Source organism: Kitasatospora sp. NPDC086801 (assembly GCF_044745805.1).
Classification (GTDB): Bacteria; Actinomycetota; Actinomycetes; order Streptomycetales; family Streptomycetaceae; genus Kitasatospora.
The window spans coordinates 1-22,432 of sequence record NZ_JBIVAX010000040.1 but is presented as its reverse complement, the minus strand read 5'-3'; the positions used below and the strand labels follow the sequence as shown (position 1 = coordinate 22,432).

Sequence of the window (22,432 nt, the reverse complement as noted above, 5' to 3'; positions counted from 1 at the left end):
CCGCCGGCCACCCAACACGTGAGAGGTACCGCATGACCCCGCTCGACACACCCGCCGCACGACCGGGCCGCGTCGCTCTCGTCCTGGCGACGCCCGGAGGAATCACCTACGAGGGCGGCGGCGCACACGTCGTGATCAATCAGTTCGTCGAGGCGTTCCCGCTGCTGTCCCGCCAGTACGAGGTCCTTCGGCGCGCCTCGTTGCGCATCGTCGCCGCCGACATGGCCCCCTCCAGTGAGAACTACCGCGGCGACCTCCTCCGTCGCGCGCAGGAGGTCGCCGCGGCCCACTCGGGGGGAGTCGAGCTGATCCGGAACGGAGACCACCGGTTCACCGGGTTCACCGATGTCTACGGCCCCCCGAAGGACATCGAACGCAGACGGCGGATCTGCCGCGACTTCGCCGGCGGCATCGCACGCGCCGGCGAGGACTACGACCGCGTGGCCGTGCTGGCGCACGAGGACCACCTCAGCCGGCTTCCGGCCGAACTGGACCGACGAGCGCGACACGGCGACCGCTACGCCGTCTTCTGGTTCCCGCACACGCTGTCGGAGTTCTTCTCGACGCCGTTCCCGGAACGACGCTCCGCCGAACAGGAATCGCTCGCGGGATTCCGCCCCCAGGACCGTGTCGTGTCGGTCGGAGGCACGGTCGACCGATTCCTCCGGGAGTCGTACGACGTTCCCCCCGACCGCCTCGTGAAGTGCTACAACGAGATCTACCCGGATGCGGCGAGGTACTCGACCGCCGGGTCGGACGAGGCCGATCTCCCGGATCGGCCCTTCGCGCTGTTCTGCGGCCGGATGAACCCCGACAAGCGTCCGGACGTCATCCTCGACATGTACCTGCGGGACACTGAATTCCGCCTTCCGGACCTGCTGTTCATCGCACCTGCCGAAAAGGCGTCTCCCTACGTCGAGGAGATGCTCTCGAAGATCACCGCGATCCAGGGGATGCGGCCCGGACGGATCGTCCCCGTCACCACCTACCAGTCACGGCTCGTCCACCAGGCGATCCAGTCCCCGAACGTCCGCATCGTCCTGATGCCTTCGGCCATGGAACTGCGCAGCATCCTGTCCCTCGAATACTGCGCCCTCCTCCCGGCAGGCGTTCCCGTCGTCTACCACGAGATCCCCGCCCTCACCGAGGTGTTCGCGCGACGACCCCTGACCTTCGCATCGGATTCGGCCGAGCCGTCCTCCTACACCACCTCGGTGCACGAGGCTCTCGCACAGTCCACGCCCCAGGACCGGGGAGCGCCGGGCCGTGGCTCCGGCGACCAGTACTGCCACACCTACACCGAGCTCATGGCCCAGGTGACGGGATGGCTCGACATCGAGTCGACCGGAGGCGGTTCATGAACCACGTGGAAATCCTCCCCCCGCATCCGCTCCGGGCCGACTACACGCGGCACTTGCCGGCCGGAAGCGCCGAGGACCTCTTCCAGCGAAGGCTGGAGCCGCAGAACTTCAACGGGCGGTACCTCGACCACCTCGTCAAGGTCCTGGAACAGGCGCTGGACCGGGATCCACAGGACGGACGCAGTGCCTACATGCTCGCGTTCTGCCTGCTCCAGAACTCCGCCGACAGAGCCGCCGTGTACCGCGCGAACGCGCTCCTGGACCGGACACGCGCCGACGGGAGCACCACCCGCACCCCCGGAGCGGAACGCCTGCGCGCACTGACGACGTCGATCATCTCCCGCATGGAGCGACCGCTACCCGGCATCCGTCCCATCGCCTACCGGGTCAACTGGTCGATCAACAATCGCTGCCCCATGGCATGCCGCGGCTGCTACAACCCGTTCGCCGCGGACCAGATCAGCGCCGAGACGGCGTACGAGATCATCGACCGACTGGTCGCCCACGGCACCACCGACGTCGTCGTCTCAGGCGGCGATCCGCTCCTGTGGCCGCCGGTCTTCGACGTCGTCGACCGCATGCGCGCCGCAGGCCTGCGAGTCGCCCTCGACACGACCGGCTACACCTTGGACACGGGAAAGATCGACCGGTTGAAGAACTCCCTGGACTCGATCCGATTGCCCCTCGACGGCAGTACGCCGGACATACAAAGGGCGTTCAGGAGGAACAACGACCCGGATCTCGTGTCCCGCCTCCAAGGATCGCTACGCCTGTGCGACGACGCGGGATTCCACGCGGTCCGTGTCCACACCGTGGTCTCGAAGCAGAACGTCGACGATCTGCCGGCGATCGCGGAGAAGATCTTCGGTCACCAGTCGGTCAAGCAGTGGGTGCTCTTCCAGTGGTGGGGACGCCGAGCGGCCCGACACCTCGTGAAGGAGATGGCCGTCTCGCGGGAGGAGGTGCTCCAGGCGGTGACAGCGCTGAAGGCCGACTATCCCGGCAAGGAGATCCATTTCGCCGCGGCCGAGGAACGCGAGCTGGTCAACTTCTTCATCCAGAGCAGCGGACAGGTCGTCACCATGGCCTCCGGGCACGCGGAGGAGTTCATCGTGGGCGCGCTGCCGACCGGCGATCTGGCGGACATCGTCACCAGCCCGATCCTCGACTTCTCGGCGATTCACTGCGGGCTCCCCGTCTCCGTCCCCCAGGGATGACGAAGGGCTGCCCCGGGCCCACGGACCCGCACGGCACGGTGGACGCGGCACCCCGACCCGACCGGCCCTCGGGACAGCCGGGGGCCCGGGGTGTGGTCCGGTCAGGGGGATGGGGAAGCGGGGCCTCGCCGGGGTGGGGTGCTGGGGCGGCCTCGGGGTGCGGTGTCGGTGAGGTGGCGGTGGGCGGCGTGGAGGTGTTCGGCGGCGTGGCGCAGGTGTCGGCAGGCCATGGCGGGGGAGGCGGCGGTGTGGGGGCGGAGCCAGCGTTCGGCTGCGTGGACGGAGGCGAGGGCGGCGGTCAGTGCGTGGTGGGCGGGCCGCATCGAGGGGATCTCGGCGACGTCGCGCACGGTTCGGGCGAGGAGGACGGCGAGGTCCTCGGTGTCGGGCCATGCCCCGTCGGTGAAGTCGTGGCCCCACCACGAGAGTCGGGCCGCGCATATCCCGACCCAGGCCTCCAGCCGGTCCTCCCAGGACGGGGGGCTTGCGGGCGGGGGCGGGCTCGGGTTCGGGATGATCGGCACCCGAACATGATCCGCCCACGGGCCGCCGTCGCGCGACGGTTTCACGGAAACCTGTTGACGACCTGTTGCACAACCCGCTGTAGGGGGCAGGTGCTTTGTCCTCACCCGTCGCCGGCATCTGGTCCGGTGTCGTGCTGCCGGTGGTCCTGTGAGCGGCTGTCTGGGCAGCCGGGCCTGTGTACTCCGTCGAGCCGCTGGGGCGCGGGCGCCAGCCCGGGGGAGAACGTCCCGGGAGCGGTGTGACGTCCCTCGACCGCGTTGGGCCGGTGACACACGAGGACATTGCTGCCACCCTGAGCGTATGAGTGCGGGGAAGGCTCAGCTGCTGAGCACGAAGGTCGCTCCACGGCCCCGGGGAGGCAACGCCGCTTCGTAGGGGCTCCCTCGTGGTTTTGGTATCACCGATCGTTGTTTCTCAGGGAGGTGCGGTGACCGGCCGAGTCATCTACGCGTCGTTCGAGTTCCAGTTCCCGGTCGGCGGCATCCGCGTGCTGAACCAGCAGGTCTCGCTGCTGCGGGCGGTCGGTGTCGAGGCGTTCCGCTGGACACCCACGCCGGGATTCCGCTACACGTGGTTCGACGACGATGTGCCGACCCTGTCCGGCATGACCTTGGGCCTCGGGCCCGAGGACGTGCTCGTGCTGCACGAGGTCAGCGTGGTCCCGGACCACGACCCGGCGCCCGGCGGCCGCAAGGTGATCTACTCGCAGGGGCACTACGTCAACTTCCTGACCTGCCCCGACCCCGGCCCGTATCCGGGCTGGTCGGCCCGGCCGGCTCTGTGGACGATCTCGAAGGCGGGCGTCGACATGCTCCGCCGCGCCCTGCCCGAGTTCGAACCGCACCTGGTGCCGAACATCATTGACACCGGGTTGTTCCGGCCGGCATCGACCGAGCGGGTTCGGCGCATCGCGTGGATGTCCCGCAAGCGTCCGATCGAAAGCACGCTGCTTCGCCGTCTGCTCCACGCCGACCCGCGGTCCAAGGGCGTCGACCTGTACGACATCCACGCGGTTCCCCACGAGGAGGTCGCGCGCGTGCTGTCGGACACGTCGGTGTTCATCGCGTTGGGAGCGCCCGAGGGCGAGGGCTTCGGCCTGCCGCCGGCCGAGGCGATGGCCAGCGGCTGCCTGGTGACCGGTTACGCCGGTGGCGGCGGAGCGGAGCTGTTCGACTCGCCGTCTGCGTGGCGAATTCCGGAGCTCGAAACGGATCAGTTGGCGGACAAGGCCCTTGAGCTGCTCGACATGCCCAACCAGGAGGAGGTGCGGCAGGCGGGCCGTCAGTGGGTCGCCGACCGGTACACCACCGAGGCCGCCGTCGAGGCACTGATCGAGGGCATCCGCAAAGCACGTGCCCTCCCCGGTGGCGCGGCGCTGGCCACCCATCCGGCTGCCTGGATGGAGGAGTTGCTGAGGCACTTCCCGGTGCCGCCGGAGACGAACGCCCGGGTGGAACCGCCGGCCGCTTCCCGGTGAGCTGGTTCGGAGTCGGTTCATCGCCCGGAAGGGAGACCTCAAGTCTTAGACGGTGAGAAGGCGTTCAGCGTTGGTGTGCGCGATCTTGGCGCGGTCCTCGGGGCTGAGCGGAGCGGTTTCCAGGAACGTGGCGTGCTGGACGGGGTCTCCGAAGGGATAGTCCGTGGAGAACATCAGTCGGTCCGCTCCGAACACTGTCAGTGCACACTGCAGGGGAGCGACGGTGGTGTATCCGCTGATCGTGAGATGGACGTGGGAGCGCACCGTGTCGGCGACGGACTCGTGCCCCGGCCGCAGCCGGCTGAGGACCGCATCGGCGCGCAGCAGGGAGAACGGCAGGTTCTCTCCCATGTGTCCGACGATGACCTGCAGGCGCGGGTGCCGGTCGAACACGCCGCCCAGCACCATGCGCAGGACGTGCATCCCGGTCTCGGCGTGCCAGCCCCACCCTGCGGTCATCAGCAACGCGGCGACGGCCGGGTCGAGACCTGCTCCGTACGCCTCGGCGACAGCGGCCGGCGGATACGTCGGGTGCAGGTATACGGGGACCCCGAGCTCCTCCGCCGCCGCGAGGACCGGTTCGAACTCGGCGCTGTCGAGGAACCGGCCACCGGTATGGCCGTTGATGATGATTCCGCAGAACCCCAGATCGCGCACCGCACGGAAGGCTTCGGCCGCGGCGGCTGCGGGGTCGGGCATGGGGAGGGCCGCCAGCGCGCGGAATCGCCCCGGGTACTGCCGGATCGCTTCGGCCGCCCGGTCGTTGAGCGCCCGCGCCAGGTCAACCGCACGCGGACGAGGCACCTCCTGAGCGGCCGGAGCCACCACCGACAGCACCTGGACGTCAATGCCGGCCGCATCCATCGTCGCTATCCGCCCCGCGCCGAGATCCGCCAACGGGCCCGCCGCGGCGGGTGGCAGGCCGTACCCGGCCATGACCTCCTTCGCGTGCTCGGAGGGCAGGAAGTGCTCTTCGACGGCGATCAGTCGCATGCGTTCCTCGTTTCCTTGACGGCGGCGGCCGCGCCGGCCCGCACACCGAGTATCCGGATCGGCCCGGATCGGTCGCAACGAGTCCGCGGGCGCATGCCGGATACCGCGCGAGAGAGAGTCGGGATGCGTGGAATCCCTCGACTCCACCCGCTGCCGAGCGGCCGACTCCCACTCCTCCAGCAGCCCCACCACCGACGTCACCCCGGCACCTCCACCGCGAGACAACCCGATGGATCCGGACATCACCCGCCCGGGATCGACATCCCGGGCGGGAGGGTCCGGGTCGATGTGGTCTCCGGCTACGTCTGCCGCGGACCCGCCACCACCCGACTGAAAGACCTGGTCGAAGCGCCGACACCGGCGGCGGCGACGAAGGGCCGGGGGCTACCGGGCCGCTGCTCGGCGCTGGGCGGCGGCGAGTACCAGGGAGGCCGCGGAGGCCAGCAGCGCCGCCACGATCACCGCCGTCCAGCCGCGTCGGAAGGCGTCCAGTGCGGCCTGCGGTCCGTGCGGGGTGCCGATCAGGCTGACCGTCAGCGCCACTCCCACCACCGCGCCGATCTGCCGGGCCATCGTGGTGACCGCTGATCCGGTGGCGAAGCGCGTGGGCGGGAGCGCCGCCGCGGCGGACCCGATCAGGGTGGGCAGGGCCAGTCCCACGCCCAGGCCGGTGAGCAGCATCCCGGGCAGCAGTCCGGTGGCGTAGCCGGGCCGGCCGTCGATGGTGGCCACCCACCAGCCGATGCCCACAGCGAACAGCAGGGTGCCGAGCGCGGCCAGCCGCCCGGGGCCGAGCCTGCGCACCAGCGCGGCGCTGCCCAGTGCGACCGGCGGCACCAGCAGCGGGCCCGGGGCGATGGCCAGTCCCGTGCGCAGCGCCGAGTACCCCCATGCCTGCTGGCACCACAGGACCGAGGTCAGCAGCATCCCGGCGAAGGCGACGGTGAACAGCAGCGCGGCGGTGTTGGCCGCGGCGAAGCTGGGTACCCGCAGCAGCGGCAGTTCGACGATGGGGGCGGGGTGGCGTGCCGAGCGGCGCAGGAACCAGCCGGTCAGCAGGACGGCCGCGAGCAGGCCGCCGAGGACCCGGGGCGAGTCCCAGCCCCAGTCGTCGCCCTTGACCAGGGCCACGGCGAGAAGGGCGATGGCGGCGGTGAGGAGTCCCGCGCCGAACAGGTCCGGCAGCGGTCCGTCCTCCTTGCCGCGCAGCCTGGGCAGCACGCGGGCGCCGACGGCGATGGCGGCCGCGCCGACCGGGACGTTGACGATGAACACCCAGCGCCAGTCGGCCTCGACCAGCAGTCCGCCGAGGACCGGTCCGAGCCCGGCGGCGATTCCGCCGATCGAGGCCCAGGCCCGGATGGCGGCGGGGCGCTCGGCCGGGGGAGTGGCGTCCAGCAGCAGTGCGAGGGAGGTCGGCATCAGTGCGGCGGCGCCCGCCGCCTGGACCACCCGGGCCGCGTCGAGCCAGCCGACGGCCGGCGCGAGCGCGCAGAGTGCGGAGGCGATGGTGAAGACGGCCAGCCCGGCGAGGAACACCCTGCGGTGTCCGATCCGGTCCGCCAGCCGTCCGGCGGCGACCAGCAGTGCGGCGAAGACGATGGCGTAGCCGTTCAGTACCCAGGAGAGGGTGGCCAGGTTGCTGCCCTGGAAGTGCTGCTGCATCGCCGGAAGGGCGACGTTGACGATGAACAGGTCGAGGTTCGAGACGAACACCGCGGCGGCGACCACCAGGAACGCGGCCCGACGGTGCGGCCGGTCCCGGGCGGCCGACACCGGTACTGGGTTTGATATTTCAACTATCTCCATGTCCGGGGATGCTAGCGATAGTGAGTTTGAAAGCACAACCCCCTGCGGCGGGCTGGTGGAGCGACCGGCGCCCAGCACGCCGACGCCCGGCACAATCGAAACCGGACCGCCCGGTCGCCGGCTCAGCTGAGCCGGCGACCGGGCGGTCCGGGGAGTGGGGAGAAGCGCGTCGCGCGGTCAGGCGATGACCCGTTCGGCCTGCTCCGACTGGAGGTCGGTGGGCTGTTCGGTGGTGGCGGAGGTGTTCTCCCGGGGTACGGGGAGCACGGCCATGATCACGGCGGAGATCACGATGGTCGCCGCCCAGGCGAGTCCGTACCTGCCGATGGGAGTGTCGGAGAGCGGGCCGGCGAACCAGTCGCACTTGGTGAAGGCGAGCCCGATCAGCAGCGCGAGCACCCAGGACACCATCGCCTGCCAGCAGAAGCCGCCCGCGTACCAGTAGCGGCTGCTCCTGCTGGTGTCCATCAGCGCGGCGGCGTCGTAGCGCACCGCGCGCGACCGGCGCCGGAACATGTCCACCGTGTAGACGCCGATCCAGGCCGAGAAGGAGACGGCGAGCAGGATCAGGAAGGTGATGAAGGAGCCCAGGAAGCTCTTGGCGACCAGCATCAGCAGCAGGCCGCCGACCAGCGAGATCACGGCGTTGATGCTGACGGCCATGGCGCGCGGCAGCCGCACACCCATGGTCTGCGCGGTGAAGCCGGCCGAGTACATGGAGAGGCTGTTGATCAGCAGCATGCCCACGATCGCGGTCAGCAGGTAGGGCACGGCCAGCCAGGTCGGCAGCAGGTCGCCGAGGAAGGAGACCGGGTCCGCGGCCTGCGCCAGGCCGGGCGAGGCCACCGCCATCACGGCACCCATCAGCACCATCGGCACCATCACCAGGCCGGCACCGGAAACCGTCACGCCGACGATCTTCCTGCCGGAGGCGGCGTGCGGCAGGTAGCGGGCGAAGTCCGGGCCGGTGGGGACCCAGCTGATGCCGCCGGCGGCGATGGTCCCGATGCCGGCGATCATCATCGCGGTGGTGCCGGCGGGCTTGGCGAAGACCTCGCTCCAGTGCATGGTCGCGACCAGGTAGCCCAGCACCAGCACGCTGAAGATGCCGAAGAGGTACGTCGACCAGGTGTTGCAGACGTTCAGCGCCTTCCGGCCCATGCCGGAGACCAGGAAGGTGCAGGCGACGAAGAGGAAGAGCGTGATGACGATCAGCGCGGTGTTGCTCTTGACGCCGAAGAGCAGGTCGAGAACGGTCAGCACGGCGTAGGCGCCGGTGACGGCGTTGATCGTCTCCCAGCCGAACCGGGCGACCCAGAGCACCGCGCCGGGGAAGAGGTTGCCGCGCACGCCGAAGGTGGCCCGGGAGAGCGTGGCACCAGGGGCTCCGCCCCACTTTCCGGAGACCGACAGCAGACCGACCATGCCGAAGGAAGCGAGCGCGGCGCACGCGGCGACGATCAGGACTTGCCAGAAGTTCAACTGGTTGAACACCACCAGGGCCGCACCCATGGTGAGGAGCAGGACGCTGATGTTCGCCGCGACCCAGGTCGGGAAGAGCTCGCGGACTCTGCCCCGGCGCTCGTGGTCCGGGACGGGTTCGATACCGCGTGTCTCTATCGCGCCGTCGGTGTCGGCGGTGGACCGGTTGTCCATGAGGGTGGCTCCGTGCGTGTGAAGCGGAGATGAATCAGGCAAATGGAATATTTATGGAACTCTTCGCGCGTAGCGCGGGGGTTGAGCCATCCTACTTTGTCCGCTTCGCTCCAGGCTCAGCCCGGTATCGGATGTATCGGAGGGGAGGACGCTGACCGTGCGGGCACGGGCGCGGGCACAGGCGCGAGCGCGAGCACGGGTGAGGGTGAGGGTGAGGGTGAGGGCGACGCAAGGTGCGGTCCGCCCAGCTCCGCCGAGCGCTCACCTGGTCCGGCAGGCTCGCGGGCGTGTCCCCGGCCTCCTCCAGGACGGCACGGGCCCGTTCGCCGAGCCGTGGCCCACCTGGGCGCCGGACATCCCGCAGTTCCCGCGCCCGGGCCCGCTGCGCACCGCCCCGTCCACCCCGCCGGAATCATGCCGTCGTCCCTGCGATAACCGGCCGGGCGAGCCGACCGTGCTCGGGGGTTCACGGCCGGCCCGCTCCGAGCGTGTCCCACGATCGCATCGCGCGCCCGCCACGCTGCGCCGTGCGGAGCACCCGATGACCCGGACGGAAGCGCCGAGCAGCGGCACACCGTCACCGGGCCGGCAGACCTGGACGCGGGCGTCATGGCGGGCGGAGCCCTGGCGCCGATCGCCGCCGACCGTCTGATCGCGCTTACGGGCTCGGTGTGCTCCCGTCCGCTCGGCAGGTGCCAGCGTGCCGGCCATGACCGTCAGCGCGTGACGCTCTGGCCGGCCAGGAGTCCTGATGTGCCCTGTCGGCCGACGCGCGGGGCGCATAGGCTCCTTGGCTGTGAAGGTGCTGATCTCTGTTGACATGGAGGGCGTCTCGGGGATCGTGCATCCTGCCGAGACGAATCCGGATCGTTACGACTACGCGCAAGGCCGTGCGTTGATGACGGCCGAGGCGAACGCCGTGATCGCGGGTGTCCTGGACATCGAGCCCACGGCTGAGGTGTGGGTTGCCGACGCTCACGGGACCTTCCGTAACCTGCTGCCGGAGGAACTCGACCGGCGGGCCCGGCTGGTGCGCGGAAAGCCACGCTCCCTGGGCATGCTCGGCGGGCTCGACGAGCACACCGACGCGGTGTTGCTCGTCGGTTACCACGCCCGTGCCGGCGGCGGCCCCGCCGTGCTGGCGCACACGATGAGCGACGCCATCCTGGACGTTCGCGTAGCCGGCCGTTCCTTGGGCGAGATCGGTCTCAACGCTGCCATGGCCGGGCATGTGGGTGCGCCGGTCGTACTGCTCAGTGGCGATGACGCCGCCTGTGCCGAGCTGAGTGATCTGGTGCCCTCGGCTGTCACCGTCGCGGTCAAACAAGCCCTCGGCCAGGCCGCCGCCGTGGCACTGCACCCCGAGGAAGCCCGGGAGCGTCTGCGCCAGGCGGCCGCCGAAGCTGTCACGCGGCGCGCGATGGTCTCGGCGTTTGCCCTTGCCGGACCGCTTGAGGTCGAGGTCGACCTTTACGGCCCCTACATGGTTGACCTGGCGACACTCGTGCCAGGTGTCTCACGCGCCGAGGGTGGCCGGACGGTCACCTTCACCGCCGCGGACTTCGCCGTCGCCTACCGGTTGGTCCTGCTGCTCGTGCAGCTCGCGAGCATCAAGCCCGGCTAGCTGGGGCGAACTGTTCGACGGCCTGAGCCCGCGATCCTCCCGGATGGCCGGGGAGGACGGGCGGCCGACGGCGACGGTACTGGTGCGGACGCAGATCACCGAGGATGCTCCCGTCCGTGGGGGCCGTCCGGTGCGGCGTAGCTGTTGACGGACCAACTGCTGCGCACCGCCCCGAGCGCTCGGCGTGGATCGTCCCGAGCGCCGGTGCTTCGGCTTCCAGGCCCGGGCACCCACGAGTGCGTCGCCAGGCGGTCAGGCTGCGGCTGGGGATGTCGGCGAGGGCGTTGGAGGCGAGGACGTCCAGGCGGCGGTTGATGACATAGGCCACGGCGGTGGGGAAGGCGTCCATGAGTTGGAGGAGGGCCGGGTGCACCTGGTCGTGCGGGTGGGCGGGCGCTGACTTTGGCAGCAGGCCGGCCAGGCGGTAGGCGTGCCAGCGGGCGTCGAGGCCCAGTCGCAGGGCGCCGGCGATGGCGTCGATCACCTGCCCGGAGGGGTTGGTCTCGCGGCCTTGCTCCAGGCGGGCGTAGTAGTCGGCGCTGACCCCGGCCAGGACGGCGACCTCCTCGCGTCGCAGGCCCGCGACCCGGCGGGAGCCGGAGGTGGGCAGGCCCACGTCGGCGGGCGTCACCTGGGAGCGGCGTGCCCGCAGGAACGCGCCCAGCTCGTGGCCACTCATGCTTCGCATCGTACGCCGCTGCCCGGGCTGTCGGCGGTGGTGCACGCGGGCCCGGTGGCCGGTGCGCCCCTGGGCCTCGGGCCAGTACCCCGTCGCTCTGGCCACCGGCTCCCCGGGTGCGGCTCGCACGGTCGCAGTGTGGTTCCGGGCGGCTGTTCCTGGGTGTGGCACTCCTAGGCAGGCCTGGCCTTCCTGGTGGGTGGCGAGGCGCCGATAGTCGGTGGTGTGCCGGTCCGCGGCCGTAGGACACCGGGCCGGACGTCCGCCCCGAGGCGGTCACACGCCACCGATCGTCGTGCCAGGAGAACCGCCATGGACACCAGCCTCGCCACCGGCGGCCGGCCCGGCGAAGGGCCGGGCTACTTCGTGGAGCCGACGCTCGTCGACGATCCCCCGGAGTCCTCGCGGATCGTCCAGGAGGTCAGAAGATGGACCAGCCGGTGTGGGTGGTGAGGGTGTCGAGAGCGGTGATGCCGGCGATGGAGTTGCCGTGGGTGTCGAGGGCCGGCCCCCAGGTGCAGAGGGTGCCACGGCCGGGGATGACGGCGAGGATGCCTCCGCCAATGCCGCTCTTGGCGGGCAGGCCGACGCGGTGGGCGAACTCGCCCGCGGCGTCGTAGGTGCCGCCGATCAGCATGACGGCGTTGACGCGCTTGGCCTCGCTGCGGGTGAGCAGTCGGGTGCCGTCGGCGCGTATGCCGTGCCGGGCCAGGAACCCGGCGGCGAGGGCGAGGTCGCGGCAGCTCATGGTGAGGGCGCACTGCCAGAAGTAGTGGTCGAGGACGTCCGGGACGGGGTTGTCGAGGCGGCCGTGGTCGGCGAGGAGGTGGGCGAGGGCGGCGTTGCGGTGTCCGTGGTGGCTCTCGCTCCAGGCGACCTGGGCGTCGAAGTCGATGTGGGGGTTGCCGCTTTCGGTGCGGAGGAACTCGCGCAGGGTGCCCCGGGAGTCGCCGGTGAGGGTGAGCAGCCGGTCGGTGATCACCAGCGCGCCGGCGTTGACGAAGGGGTTGCGCGGGATCGCGTTCTCACGTTCCAGCTGGGCGAGGGAGTTGAAGGGCGACCCGGAGGGCTCCTTCCCCACCCGGGTCCACAGGGTGTTTCCGTCGGCGGCCAGGACTAGGGCGAGGGTGAACACCTTGGAGATGGACTGGATGGAGAACGGGACCTGCCAGTCCCCGGTGCCGCGTGGTGGTTTGCGGGTGCCGGTGTCCGCGATCGCGAGGCCGAACTGGTGGGGGTCGACGGCGGCGAGGGCCGGGATGTACTGGGCGACGGTTCCCTCGGCCAGGACGGGGTGGACTGCGTCGTTGATGCGTTCGAACAGGTTCTCGTAGTCCATGCCGGTCCCCCTCCGCGGGCAGGACGCCGTTGTCCGGCCCGGCATCAGCATGCGCCGGGGAGCTCGTGGGGGGAAGAGCGCCAATCGGAGAGGAGAGGTCCGATTTCCGACTATGGTGACGTTCGGATACATCGCATTACCGGAAAGTGACGGACGTCGGATGGCGGATCACCTCACCCAGAACCACAACGCCCCCTCCCCGCGGCCGCCGGGCCAGGAGAACGCCCCGCAGGGGGACATCGCGGCACTCCACGGAACCGTCGTGAAGTGCATGGGCCGCACCTACCAGGTGACCGTGCCGGACACGGCCGCGGCGGTCACCATCACCGACGTCACGGACATCACCCGCCCCGCCCTGCTCGGCACCGCACTGCCCGACGACGCGGGAACCTGGCAGGTCAGCACCGCCCGTCAGCCGTGCTCCACCCGAGCCCGGGACCTGCTGCACGCGGCAGCCCTCCTGCACGAAGCCGCCTGCCCACGACCCCGGTGACCAGTTCAGAACGAACTCGGCCCGGGGGCTGGAAAGTTGGGGTTCCCGGGCGGGAGCGTTCTGTTCGTGTCGGATGATCCGGCGCCTGATGGCTGGGGCTCAGCAAACAGCAACGGGCAGCGTCGTGTGTCTCGTCATGCCTGGTGGGGGCTGATGGCGGTATGCATGGCGGGGTTTTGCCGTCGTCTCGCTGATCCCCGGATCCTTCGCGATCTGGGCGATGGGGTCTGCCGGTCTCGGCGACGATCCGTACGGTGCTCGCGCGGAGCTCCGTACGGATCGTCGCCGAAGCGGATCAGCCGGCAGTCGGCAGCCGTCGCCGCTCCGCAGGTGTGGTCGCTCGGCACGATTCAGTTCATCAACTTGCAGAAGGGCTACGGCTACATCAATGACGCCGGACGTGCTCTCTTCTTCTCGACCGCCACCGTGTGGGGGAACTGGTGGAGCTTCTGCGGCGGCGAATCGGTGGAGTTCCAGGTTTCGGGTGATACCGCGGTCGACGTCCATCGGTTCCCGTCATGACTTCCCGTGGTCCGCTTCGCAGACAGGGCTTCGGCCAACTACGCCGAAGCCCTGACCGAAGGACGGGCCGCCGACGGCCCGCAGCTCATCCCCGTGCTCAGGAACGTACGGGCCCGGGGGCTCGTCGGCCGCCCCCGCACCGGGCACGCGGGTGTCGACTGCGAGCAGTGTCTCGACGTCCGACAGCCCGTGCGGGCTCTGCCGGACCACCGTCATGGCGAAGCACCTGAGGCGGTCGACGCCACTGGCCTTGCGGGCGGGCGGGCGGGCCGGTCAGGCCAGGTAGTGGTCGTGCCGGCGGTAGAGTTCCGCCCATTCCGGCTCGCTCATCGGACGTTTGTCGGCCGCTATCTCCGAGATTTCCTCGAAGAACGATTCGCGTGGCACGCCGGGTGCGAAGAGCATCAGCATCGAGGCCGGTTCGCCGGACTCGTTGCGGAAGCCGTGCACGGCGCCCTCCGGTACGTGCAGGAAATCACCCGCCTCGGCGTCGATCCATTGTTCGCCGTCATACAGGTTTATGGTCCCGGACAGGACGAAGAACGACTCGGACATGGTCCGGTGGAAATGCGGCGCAGGGCCTGTCGGTCGAGGCCCCATGTCCAATCGGTACAAGCCGAACACGTTCTTCGCGGAGGACGTGCTGGCCAGGTAGTGGACTTCCGTTCCCCCCGCGCCGATCAGCACGTCCGGCGCGGTGGTGCCGAAGCGGAACGTTGCCGTATTCTCGCCCGATTCACCCCAGTAGTGAGCCATTGGGTAGGACATGGCGAATTTCCCTTCGAGGTATTCGCGTGATTGGTCGGTAGTCCGTCCCCCGGTGACGAGAGCGACGTATGCCTGGCCGGCTCTCGACGTTGCCGGGCGGGGCGGCGGTGGTCGGCCCGGGCACGTCGAGCATGTCCGGAGCGCCCTGCGTGGCGTGAACCCGGCGAAAGGCCGACGGATTCACCGGTTCTTCGCCCGCCAAGGCCCCCAGGCGTCCGGAGGATCCGGCGGCCGGGCCGCCCGGAGGCTCCGGCAGCGCGATGACGCCCATGGGTCCACGGTGCGCCGAGGCGGCCGTCGGCGCACCCGCAGCCGGGCGGTGCCGTGGCGAGCGCGCACGGTGGTGGCGTCGACGGTCGACCGCCCCGGCTGTGGTCCGGCGGGGTGGAGGGGCGAACTCGACCCGGTCCTCGACGGTGATGCGGTGGTGGGAGGTCACGGCGTGCTCTCTCAGCGGGCGGACCACACCAAGGTGTGGTCACGCAACGGACGGGTGAGGTCGAACAGCAGGCGGTGGTGCCACATGAGGTGGTAGGCGACCGTCCCCGGAAAAGGCAGTTCGACGTCCGCCCTCCTTCGGATCTATCAAACTCAACGTTGCCCGGAGAGTGAACGCGTCATCCATGCCCTGCATTGTGCCTTGCCCCGGACGCCCCGTTCATGGAGCCCCAGCAGAATGCGGCGGCATGACACGCCCGGATGCTCCCAGGCGCCAAGATCTCTGCCCACTACTCTCAGCAACTCGACTGCGGTCATACTCGCCGGGCCGTCAGATGGGCTAGTTCGGATAAGCACGTGTCAGATGTTCGCTCCTCCGGCCGGACCCGGCACAACACGGTCGACCGGAGGAGATCCGCGACAACCTCATCGCCCGCACCGCCGAAGCCGAACGCGAAGGCTGGCTCGGCGAGGCAGAAGGGCTCCGCGTCAGCCTGGCCGGCGCCCAGGACAAGCTCACCCAGCTCGATCGAGGCCACGGGCAGCATGCAGCCGTGGACCTTGGCATTCCCGCCACACGTGGTGACCGATGAACCCACGAAGGTGGGCTGCCACATGGCCCTCGACCAAGGTCGAGAGCAAGTTCAAAGCAAGCGTGCATCAAATGCCCTTCAAAATACGATCAAGTGCCGCCCGGCCTGCGGGTCCCCAGTTCGGCTTACCGCCGGGGAGGCCCCGATCTCCGTTCTGCCCCATGAGCATCAGGAAGAGGCTCTTCATAGCGGCCAGCCCGCGGGCGCGCCGGATCGCCGCCTCATCCGCTCGCGCGTACATGTCGAAGAACCGTGAGGCCGTGCCCGCTGGTAGCAGCACCCATGCGGCAGCGAGGTCCCACGCCGGATCGCCGGCGAACATGTCACCGAAGTCGACGATGCCCGAGAGCGTTCCGTCCAAGACGACGACGTTCGCGGGATGGAGGTCGCCGTGCACCCACACCGGCGGGCCCTCCCACGCGGGCGCCCCAACGGCATCGTCCCAGACGGCTCGGACGTCGGCAGCGATGTCGTCGGGAGCAACGGCCTGGAGGAAGTTCCTGAAGCCGTCTGTGCAGTTCCTGGGGTGGGCTCCGCGGTCTGTGGCGAATGGCGCCTCGGCGGGCGCCTCCACATGGAGCGCCTGGAGGAAGCCCGCCAGCGTGTCGGCCGCATGAGTGCCGCGGCTGATCGAGCCGTGGTCCAGCGGCTCGCCGGGAACCCACGTCATCACGGTCCAGTGCTTGGGGAAGCGCTCGGACGGTTCGCCGAACCGCACCGGGGTCGGCACGGGGAGCGGCAGGCGCGGGGCCAACACGGGTAGCCACCGCCGCTCCTTCAGCTGGAGCTCCGGGGTGGGGTCCATGCGTTGCATGCGCACGGCCAACTCGTCCCCGAGGCGCCACATTTGGTTGCCCCAGCCGCCCGCCACCTCGCGGATGGTCAGCCCTGCAAGGTCTGGATGTTGCTCCTGCAGCAGGTCGCGGACCAAGTCTGCGGTGATCTCGATCTCGGTGTCGGTCATGCGAATTCACTGTACTGAGGCAGCAGGCGGAGTGGCAGATCGGAGGCTTTGTGACACGGAACGACCCCAAAGTTCAGAGAAGCCTGCCTGACCTGCCCGGTCTTCCTCACCGGACCGGAGTTCCTGCCCGAACTCCAGGCCCAGCGGCGACGGACGCTGACGCTCATCGACAACGCCAAGGGCTGCGGCCACCAGCGGGTGACCGAGATGAGCGAACAGGTCCTGACCAACCTCGACCGGATGATCATCGAACTCGAAGCCGACGGGCCGCAGGAGACCGCCGATGCGAGCTGACAACTCCCCGCACGTCGTCGCCGGCGCCGTCGAACCCACGGGAACCACCCGGACCGGGTGAGTCTCCACCAGCAGCGCAACCCGGTTTGGCGCTGACGGCTGCACCAGTCGAGGTCGGACAGTCACTCCCACCGCCTGTTGGTCCGGATGGCAATCGCTTGATCCTTGTCCACAGGCTTGGGGCAACAGAGTGGGTGGCAACGCCAGCTGGCTCCGCACCGGCCGGACGCCGATCCATATCCGTTACTCACTGTGGCGATCAACCGGCCACTGCACCGTTCACTGCGGTACTGCAGAAATGACTGCGCTGATTCATGCGCGACTGCACTCTTTGGTGCCGCTCGTTGGTGCCGCTCGACAACTCCTTCTCGTCCCCGACAAGATCGAGATGTCCTGCATCGCCTGGGACGAGGACGGGCACTTGCTCGGCGACGCGCTGCGCCGGGTCGCGGTCCCGGCGGCCGCGTACCGCCGGGACCGCGAGGCCGGTCTGGTTCAGGACGACAGTGTTTTGCTCGCGAGCACCGCCCCCTGGGCGTCGTACGCGACGAGCTTGATGCCGTCGAGCGGGTACGCCTTCGAGTCGCTGGGGGTCTTGCTGCTGGGCCCCCAGACGTAGCCGGTGGCGTAGCCCGGGGTGCCGGGAAGCGAGACGACGGTGGCCCAGTGTGCCTGGCCGTCCAGCTCGATGGTCATCCGGGCCACCTGTCCGGGCCCGTGGTAGACGAGGTTGTACAGGCCCTCCTGGTACTGCGGGGGGGACCCGTAGTACTGCATGGTGATCTCGGTCGTGCTCTCCGTCCAGGAGTACCCGCTGCACCCCGGACCGCTTCGGTACGCCGGAGCGTCGTGGATGCAGATCTCCCGGTCCTTCAGCTGCATCCACCAGTCCGGGCGGCCCAGCGGCAGTTGCTGGCCGGGCTCCACCACCACGGTCTCGGGAGCCGGCTCCGCCGGTACCAGCGGGGCTTGCGAGGCCGGCCCGACGGCCTGGACCCCGTGCTGCGCGGACAGTACCGCACCCGTACCGGCCACCACGGCGAGCGCGGCCACCACAGCCGACGCGCCCATCGCCACCCGGCGCCCCCGCCGCTGCCGGCGCACCTGAACCCGCACGGGCCCGGCAGACCAGTCCGCCACCGCGACCCGGGCCGCCTCGTCCCGCAGCGCGCCGCGCACCATGTCCTCGGTGTCCATCACCTGTTGCCTCCGTTCGTGCCGTCGATCGTTGAACCGGTGTCCGCCGCGTACGGGGCCAGCGCCGGGTGGCCGCGCAGTTTCGCCAGGCCTCGGCTGGCCTGGCTCTTCACAGTGCCCAGCGAGCAGCCGAGCACCTCGGCGACCTGGTGCTCGCTCATGTCCTCCCAGTAGCGCAGGACCACCACGGCCCGCTGGCGCTGCGGCAGTTGCGCCAGCGCCTGGAGCAGCGCCGAGCGCTCCTCGACATCGTGGTGGCCACCGCCCGCGGTGTGCGCCTGATCGGGCAGGACGGGCATGAGCAACTGCCTGACCCGGCGGCGCCGGTGACGGCTCAGGTTGTTGTTCACCAGGGCCCGGTGGATGTAGGCGTCCGGTTCCTCCAGGCGGTTGATCCGGGACCAGTTCCTGAAGACCTTCGCGAAAGTCGCCTGCACCACGTCCTCGGCCTCGTGGTAGTCGCCTGTGAGCAGGTAGGCGGTGCGCACCAGCCGCCGCCAGCGCGTGGCGGCGAACCCCTCGAAGTCAAGCTCCCGCAGGCCGGGGCCGCCCGCGGAAGCCGGTGCCGTGACGGGCCGAGGCCGGTCCTCCACGGGGATGTGCAATACGCTCACGGTCGTCCAGTTCCTCTTCGCGTCCTGGCGACGACCCGACCGGACCATCGCTCTGCCCTACTCACCGCCGCGCCGCCGCAAGGGTTGCACGCCGGCGCCGAATCACCTGGGCGTCGAGCACGGGGCCCGCGAAGGCTGCCGTCCGCGAGAGGACGGACAGCGCCCGCAGCACTGTCGATCGCGTACCCGAAAACAGGGGGATCTCTGTAGGTCAGGCGGATTCGACCGGTTCGAGACGGACGGCCGGTCCGACGCCGTCGGCTTCCTTGACCGTGCGGCGTACGGCTCGTTCGGGGCCACGTCGGGTGACGTGGTCGGCGCCGAGGCCGGCGCCCGCCGACGGTGGGCCGACTCGGGGCGCGGCGCACCTCGACTTGATAGGCAAGTGACAGCTTGCCTATCCTGTGGTGGTGGCCGACGACCTCTTCAAAGCCCTGGCCGACCCGACCCGCCGCACCATCCTCGACGAGCTCGCGGAGAAGTCCGGACAGACACTGTTCGAGGTCTGCTCGCGACTGAGCGTGAAGCACCGGCTCGGCATCTCGCGCCAGGCGGTCTCCCAGCACCTCGCCGTGCTGGAGGCCGCCGGGCTCGTCGAGACCAGGCGGGAGGGCCGCTACAAGTTCCACGACCTGAACACGGAACCGCTGCGGCAGATCGCCGAGCGATGGCCCTTGCCCGACGCACCCGGACCGCAGGAGAGCACTCCATGAAGATCCATCTGACCAGCGTCTTCGTCGACGACCAGGCCAAGGCCCTGCACTTCTACACCGAGATCCTCGGCTTCGTGAAGAAGTACGACGTCGACATGGGCGGGGGCGCCCGGTGGCTGACCGTCGTCTCGCCCGACCAGCCCGGCGGCACCGAGCTCCTCCTGGAGCCCTCCGGCCACCCGGCCGTCAAGCCCTACCGCGACGCGCTCGTCAACGACGGCATCCCGCTCGCCCAGTTCGCCGTCGACGACGTGAAGGCCGAGTACGAGCGCCTGCGCGGCCTCGGCGTCCGCTTCACCCAGGAGCCCCTGGAGCTGGGCCCCGTCACCACCGCCGTCTTCGACGACACCTGCGGCAACCTGGTCCAGATCGCGACACAGCCCCGGTAAGCGGTCGGCCACCTGCGGGACTCGGCCACCCCGGCGCGATAGCGATCTCGGCCGCCGGTTCGCTACCGTCGGTGCTGCGCAGACCGCCCTCACGCTGGGCTTGGCCTGTCGCAGGAGGGGTTGGGCGGCCGCTGCGGCGGACATCCCGATCGTCACACAGGGGGACGACGGCCGGCACCGGGGCTCCGACCGGGCCGCAGGCGCGGAGGCCGGTCACGGAGAGCCTCAGAAACGAGAACCGTTTCCAAAAACCCCGCCATTGATCGGTCAAGGTCTGGCGGAACGCGGCCGTGGCGACCGCCCGCTCCGCCAGGGTGGGCGCCATGAGACTCCTGAACTCCCGTCCTGCCCGGCGTGCGGGCCGAACGCCGTTCCGCGCGCTGCCGCTGATCGCGCTGGTCGTGGCCGGCGCGGTGATATCCCTCGGCACGGTCGTCCCGGCCGCGGCCGCGACCGCCCGGGTCGACCTGAACGTCCTCGTCGTCACCGACGGCAACCCGTGGGTCGAGGGCATCCGCAAGCAACTGGTCTCCGAGGGCGTACCGACCACCGTGGTCGACCTCACCAGCAGCAACCGCGTCACCCTCACGGCGTCCTTCCTCGCCGACGCCCTGGCCGACGGCACGCCGCACGGCCACTTCGAGGGCGTCGTCCTGCCCAACGACGCGCCGAGCCAGCTCTCCGCCGCCGAACTCTCCGCCCTCACCGGCTACGAGCAGGCCTACCACGTCCGACAGGTCGACTCCTACGTGTGGCCGGGCGCCAACACCGGTCTGAGCACGCCCGCGTGGACCGGTTCGCTCGACGCGACCGCCGCCACCGCGTCCTCCTCCGCCCGGGCCGACGCCTTCCGCTACCTCAACGGCCCGGTGCCGTTCGAGGGCACCGCGGGCGGCAGCGGCTCGTACGGCGCGCTGGCCACGCCGGTGCCCGACAACCCGGCCACCGGCTCGCACTTCGAACCGTTCCTCACCGAGACGGTGCCCGGCACCTCGACGCAGGGCGTGCTCGCGGGCGTCTACACCGGCAACGGCCGCCAGCAGTTGGTCCTCACCTTCGCGTACAACTCCTACCAGCAGCAGTTCCGGCTGCTCGCGCACGGGATCGTCGACTGGGTGACGAGGGGCGTCCACCTGGGCTACTGGCGCAACTACTTCTCGGCACACATCGACGACCTGTTCAACGCCAACTCCCGGTGGAGCCAGAGCGGCAAGTGCACGCCGGGCGAAGGCGACTGCGCCGCCGGCGTACCGGACACCACGCCCATCCGGATGGCCGCCGCCGACGTCACCGACACGGTGAACTGGCAGCAGCAGAACGGTTACACCCTGGACTTCCTGTTCAACGCCGGCCCGGGCGTCGAGTACCGGCAGGAGCAGGGCGGCGACGACCCGCTGAGCGACGCGCTGCTGGCGAACAAGAACAACTTCCGGTGGGTCAACCACACCTACGACCACCCCTTCCTGGGCTGCGTGCAGGACTTCTCGGTGATCCCCTGGCGGTGCCGGACCGACGCCTCCGGCGCCATCGAGTACGTCGACCAGCCCACCATCAGCTCCCAGATCACCCAGAACATCCAGTTCGCCCAGGCCAACGGCCTCCCGTTCCGGCCGAACGAACTGGTCGCGGGCGAGCACTCCGGCACCGTGATGCTGCCGCAGCAGCCCGACGACAACCCGAACTTCCTGGCCGCGCTGAGCGCCGCCGGCATCCAGTGGCTCGGCGTCGACGCCTCCCGCGAGACCGGGCAGCGTCAGATCGCCTCCGCGCTCGGCACCCCGCGCCACCCGGTCAACGTGTTCTACAACGTCTCCACCCAGGCCGACGAGGTGAGCGAGTACAACTGGCTCTACACCTCCAAGGCGAACGGCGGCAGTGGCAACTGCGAGGCCAACCCGGCCACCACGACCTGCATCGCACCGCTGGACGTGAACACCGCCTGGTCGAGCTACGTCCTGCCGCTGCAGGTCGGGATCACCCTCGGGTACGTGCTGTCCAACGATCCGCGGCCCTTCTTCATGCACCAGTCCAACCTGACCGACGACAAGCTGGCCCTGCAGACCCTCAGCGGCATCCTGTCCACCTACCGCACCTGGTTCACCGCGGACACCCCGGTGGTCAACCAGACCCTCACCGACTCCGGGACGGTCCTCCAGCAGCAGGCCGGCTGGCAGCAGGCCCAGAACGCGGGCTCGGTCACCGGCTACGTCCAGGGCGGTGTGGTCACCCTCCAGGGGGCCTCCGGCACCGCCGTGCCGGTCACCGTGCCCGCCGGCACCACCGTCACCGGCGGCGGTTCCTTCGGTGCCGCGTACGGCGGCGAGCAGTCCGCGAACACGACGCTCGGCGCGACGGCGACCGCACTGACGCTGCCCGCGAACGTGTTCGGCACGGTGGCCGACTCGACCCCCACCGGCCCGGGCGCGGAACTCGCCTCCTACGCCAAGGGCTCCCCGCACGACGTGCGCCGCAGCGGCGACGCCGTCGTCATCACCGACCCGACCGGCACCCACGTCCTGCCGAAGCTCGCCGGCGAGCCGCAGGAGCAACTGCACGTCGGCGACCACCACCACAACCCGTACAACGCCGTCCCGAAGGCACCGGCCAAGAAGTAGCCCGCACCCCGTGCCGCGGCGGCGGGCCCCCCCCGCGCGCCCCCGCCCCGGCGGGCCGCCCCCCCCCGCCCGCCCGGGGGCGGGCCGCCGGCGGGGCGGAACCCGCGCGCCCGCGCAGCGCCCCCCCGCCCCGCCCGGGCGGGGCCGTCCCG

The 22,432-nt window shown here is 70.2% G+C and carries 19 protein-coding genes; 9 read left to right on the top strand and 10 right to left on the bottom strand.

The window, feature by feature from the left end; translation table 11 throughout:
* Window positions 1-32 precede the first annotated feature (32 nt).
* Window positions 33-1,361, top strand: coding sequence for a hypothetical protein (locus tag ACIPLC_RS30510; RefSeq protein ID WP_400476258.1), 1,329 nt, complete (start codon window positions 33-35; stop codon window positions 1,359-1,361).
* On the top strand, window positions 1,358-2,578 hold the full coding sequence (locus ACIPLC_RS30505; RefSeq protein WP_400476257.1) for a radical SAM protein: 1,221 nt from the start codon (window positions 1,358-1,360) through the stop codon (window positions 2,576-2,578). The genes ACIPLC_RS30510 and ACIPLC_RS30505 overlap by 4 nt, the downstream gene beginning before the upstream one ends.
* 101 nt (window positions 2,579-2,679) lie before the next feature.
* Here ACIPLC_RS30505 and ACIPLC_RS30500 read toward each other — a convergent pair whose 3' ends face one another.
* A complete protein-coding gene (locus ACIPLC_RS30500; protein ID WP_400476256.1) occupies window positions 2,680-3,102 on the bottom strand; it encodes a hypothetical protein in 423 nt (140 codons plus the stop codon).
* Window positions 3,103-3,530: 428 nt separating this feature from the next.
* Between ACIPLC_RS30500 and ACIPLC_RS30495 the strand changes: the two genes are divergently transcribed.
* Window positions 3,531-4,580 (top strand): glycosyltransferase, encoded by a 1,050-nt coding sequence (locus tag ACIPLC_RS30495; protein WP_400476255.1) that lies wholly within the window; start codon window positions 3,531-3,533, stop codon window positions 4,578-4,580.
* A 45-nt stretch (window positions 4,581-4,625) separates the two neighbouring features.
* On the opposite strand, the gene ACIPLC_RS30490 is transcribed toward ACIPLC_RS30495, so the two are convergent.
* The 3 genes from ACIPLC_RS30490 to ACIPLC_RS30480 all read right to left on the bottom strand — a co-directional run bounded on the left by ACIPLC_RS30490 (window position 4,626) and on the right by ACIPLC_RS30480 (window position 9,038).
* A complete protein-coding gene (locus tag ACIPLC_RS30490; RefSeq protein ID WP_400476254.1) occupies window positions 4,626-5,573 on the bottom strand; it encodes an amidohydrolase family protein in 948 nt (315 codons plus the stop codon).
* Window positions 5,574-5,957: 384 nt separating this feature from the next.
* Window positions 5,958-7,382 carry an MFS transporter gene (locus tag ACIPLC_RS30485; protein WP_400476253.1) on the bottom strand — a complete coding sequence of 475 codons (1,425 nt, stop codon included), beginning with the start codon at window positions 7,380-7,382 and terminating at the stop codon, window positions 5,958-5,960.
* Between the two features lie 177 nt (window positions 7,383-7,559).
* Window positions 7,560-9,038: a purine-cytosine permease family protein gene (locus ACIPLC_RS30480; RefSeq protein WP_400476252.1), complete on the bottom strand. Its 1,479-nt coding sequence runs from the start codon at window positions 9,036-9,038 to the stop codon at window positions 7,560-7,562.
* Window positions 9,039-9,834: 796 nt separating this feature from the next.
* On the opposite strand from ACIPLC_RS30480, the gene ACIPLC_RS30475 reads away from it, so the two are divergent.
* Entirely contained in the window at window positions 9,835-10,662 is an 828-nt protein-coding gene (locus tag ACIPLC_RS30475) for a M55 family metallopeptidase (protein WP_400476251.1), read from the top strand.
* Here ACIPLC_RS30475 and ACIPLC_RS30470 read toward each other — a convergent pair.
* Window positions 10,649-11,350, bottom strand: coding sequence for a helix-turn-helix domain-containing protein (locus ACIPLC_RS30470; RefSeq protein ID WP_400476250.1), 702 nt, complete (start codon window positions 11,348-11,350; stop codon window positions 10,649-10,651). The two genes, ACIPLC_RS30475 and ACIPLC_RS30470, sit on opposite strands and share 14 nt — an antisense overlap.
* A gap of 412 nt (window positions 11,351-11,762) precedes the next feature.
* Entirely contained in the window at window positions 11,763-12,680 is a 918-nt protein-coding gene (locus ACIPLC_RS30465; protein ID WP_400476249.1) for a glutaminase, read from the bottom strand.
* Window positions 12,681-12,840: 160 nt separating this feature from the next.
* On the opposite strand from ACIPLC_RS30465, the gene ACIPLC_RS30460 reads away from it, so the two are divergent.
* Together ACIPLC_RS30460 and ACIPLC_RS30455 are read left to right on the top strand one after the other, a co-directional pair.
* Window positions 12,841-13,173, top strand: coding sequence for a hypothetical protein (locus tag ACIPLC_RS30460; protein ID WP_400476248.1), 333 nt, complete (start codon window positions 12,841-12,843; stop codon window positions 13,171-13,173).
* A gap of 66 nt (window positions 13,174-13,239) precedes the next feature.
* Entirely contained in the window at window positions 13,240-13,695 is a 456-nt protein-coding gene (locus tag ACIPLC_RS30455; RefSeq protein ID WP_400476247.1) for a hypothetical protein, read from the top strand.
* Window positions 13,696-13,968: 273 nt separating this feature from the next.
* Here ACIPLC_RS30455 and ACIPLC_RS30450 read toward each other — a convergent pair whose 3' ends face one another.
* The 4 genes from ACIPLC_RS30450 to ACIPLC_RS30435 form a co-directional block, all read right to left on the bottom strand.
* On the bottom strand, window positions 13,969-14,463 hold the full coding sequence (locus tag ACIPLC_RS30450; protein ID WP_400476246.1) for a cupin domain-containing protein: 495 nt from the start codon (window positions 14,461-14,463) through the stop codon (window positions 13,969-13,971).
* A gap of 1,098 nt (window positions 14,464-15,561) precedes the next feature.
* Window positions 15,562-16,458, bottom strand: coding sequence for an aminoglycoside phosphotransferase family protein (locus tag ACIPLC_RS30445; RefSeq protein ID WP_400476245.1), 897 nt, complete (start codon window positions 16,456-16,458; stop codon window positions 15,562-15,564).
* 789 nt (window positions 16,459-17,247) lie between these two features.
* On the bottom strand, window positions 17,248-17,949 hold the full coding sequence (locus tag ACIPLC_RS30440) for a hypothetical protein (RefSeq protein ID WP_400476244.1): 702 nt from the start codon (window positions 17,947-17,949) through the stop codon (window positions 17,248-17,250).
* Window positions 17,949-18,488: a SigE family RNA polymerase sigma factor gene (locus ACIPLC_RS30435; protein WP_400476311.1), complete on the bottom strand. Its 540-nt coding sequence runs from the start codon at window positions 18,486-18,488 to the stop codon at window positions 17,949-17,951. The genes ACIPLC_RS30440 and ACIPLC_RS30435 overlap by 1 nt, the downstream gene beginning before the upstream one ends.
* A gap of 485 nt (window positions 18,489-18,973) precedes the next feature.
* Between ACIPLC_RS30435 and ACIPLC_RS30430 the strand changes: the two genes are divergently transcribed.
* The 3 genes from ACIPLC_RS30430 (at window position 18,974) to ACIPLC_RS30420 (ending at window position 22,280) form a co-directional block, all read left to right on the top strand.
* Window positions 18,974-19,276 (top strand): ArsR/SmtB family transcription factor, encoded by a 303-nt coding sequence (locus ACIPLC_RS30430; protein ID WP_400476243.1) that lies wholly within the window; start codon window positions 18,974-18,976, stop codon window positions 19,274-19,276.
* On the top strand, window positions 19,273-19,665 hold the full coding sequence (locus ACIPLC_RS30425) for a VOC family protein (RefSeq protein ID WP_400476242.1): 393 nt from the start codon (window positions 19,273-19,275) through the stop codon (window positions 19,663-19,665). Before ACIPLC_RS30430 ends, ACIPLC_RS30425 begins: the two co-directional genes overlap by 4 nt.
* A gap of 323 nt (window positions 19,666-19,988) precedes the next feature.
* Window positions 19,989-22,280, top strand: a complete 2,292-nt coding sequence (locus tag ACIPLC_RS30420) for a hypothetical protein (RefSeq protein WP_400476241.1) — start codon at window positions 19,989-19,991, stop codon at window positions 22,278-22,280.
* The last annotated feature ends 152 nt before the right edge of the window (window positions 22,281-22,432 follow it).

Coding starts and splice junctions, on each gene's coding strand:
- ACIPLC_RS30450 (WP_400476246.1), bottom strand. CDS start 14,463: ATGTCCTACCCAATGGCTCACTACTGGGGTGAATCGGGCGAGAATACG.
- ACIPLC_RS30480 (WP_400476252.1), bottom strand. CDS start 9,038: ATGGACAACCGGTCCACCGCCGACACCGACGGCGCGATAGAGACACGC.
- ACIPLC_RS30505 (WP_400476257.1), top strand. CDS start 1,358: ATGAACCACGTGGAAATCCTCCCCCCGCATCCGCTCCGGGCCGACTAC.
- ACIPLC_RS30445 (WP_400476245.1), bottom strand. CDS start 16,458: ATGACCGACACCGAGATCGAGATCACCGCAGACTTGGTCCGCGACCTG.
- ACIPLC_RS30425 (WP_400476242.1), top strand. CDS start 19,273: ATGAAGATCCATCTGACCAGCGTCTTCGTCGACGACCAGGCCAAGGCC.
- ACIPLC_RS30470 (WP_400476250.1), bottom strand. CDS start 11,350: ATGCGAAGCATGAGTGGCCACGAGCTGGGCGCGTTCCTGCGGGCACGC.
- ACIPLC_RS30460 (WP_400476248.1), top strand. CDS start 12,841: ATGGCGGATCACCTCACCCAGAACCACAACGCCCCCTCCCCGCGGCCG.
- ACIPLC_RS30440 (WP_400476244.1), bottom strand. CDS start 17,949: ATGGACACCGAGGACATGGTGCGCGGCGCGCTGCGGGACGAGGCGGCC.
- ACIPLC_RS30490 (WP_400476254.1), bottom strand. CDS start 5,573: ATGCGACTGATCGCCGTCGAAGAGCACTTCCTGCCCTCCGAGCACGCG.
- ACIPLC_RS30420 (WP_400476241.1), top strand. CDS start 19,989: ATGAGACTCCTGAACTCCCGTCCTGCCCGGCGTGCGGGCCGAACGCCG.
- ACIPLC_RS30510 (WP_400476258.1), top strand. CDS start 33: ATGACCCCGCTCGACACACCCGCCGCACGACCGGGCCGCGTCGCTCTC.
- ACIPLC_RS30485 (WP_400476253.1), bottom strand. CDS start 7,382: ATGGAGATAGTTGAAATATCAAACCCAGTACCGGTGTCGGCCGCCCGG.
- ACIPLC_RS30465 (WP_400476249.1), bottom strand. CDS start 12,680: ATGGACTACGAGAACCTGTTCGAACGCATCAACGACGCAGTCCACCCC.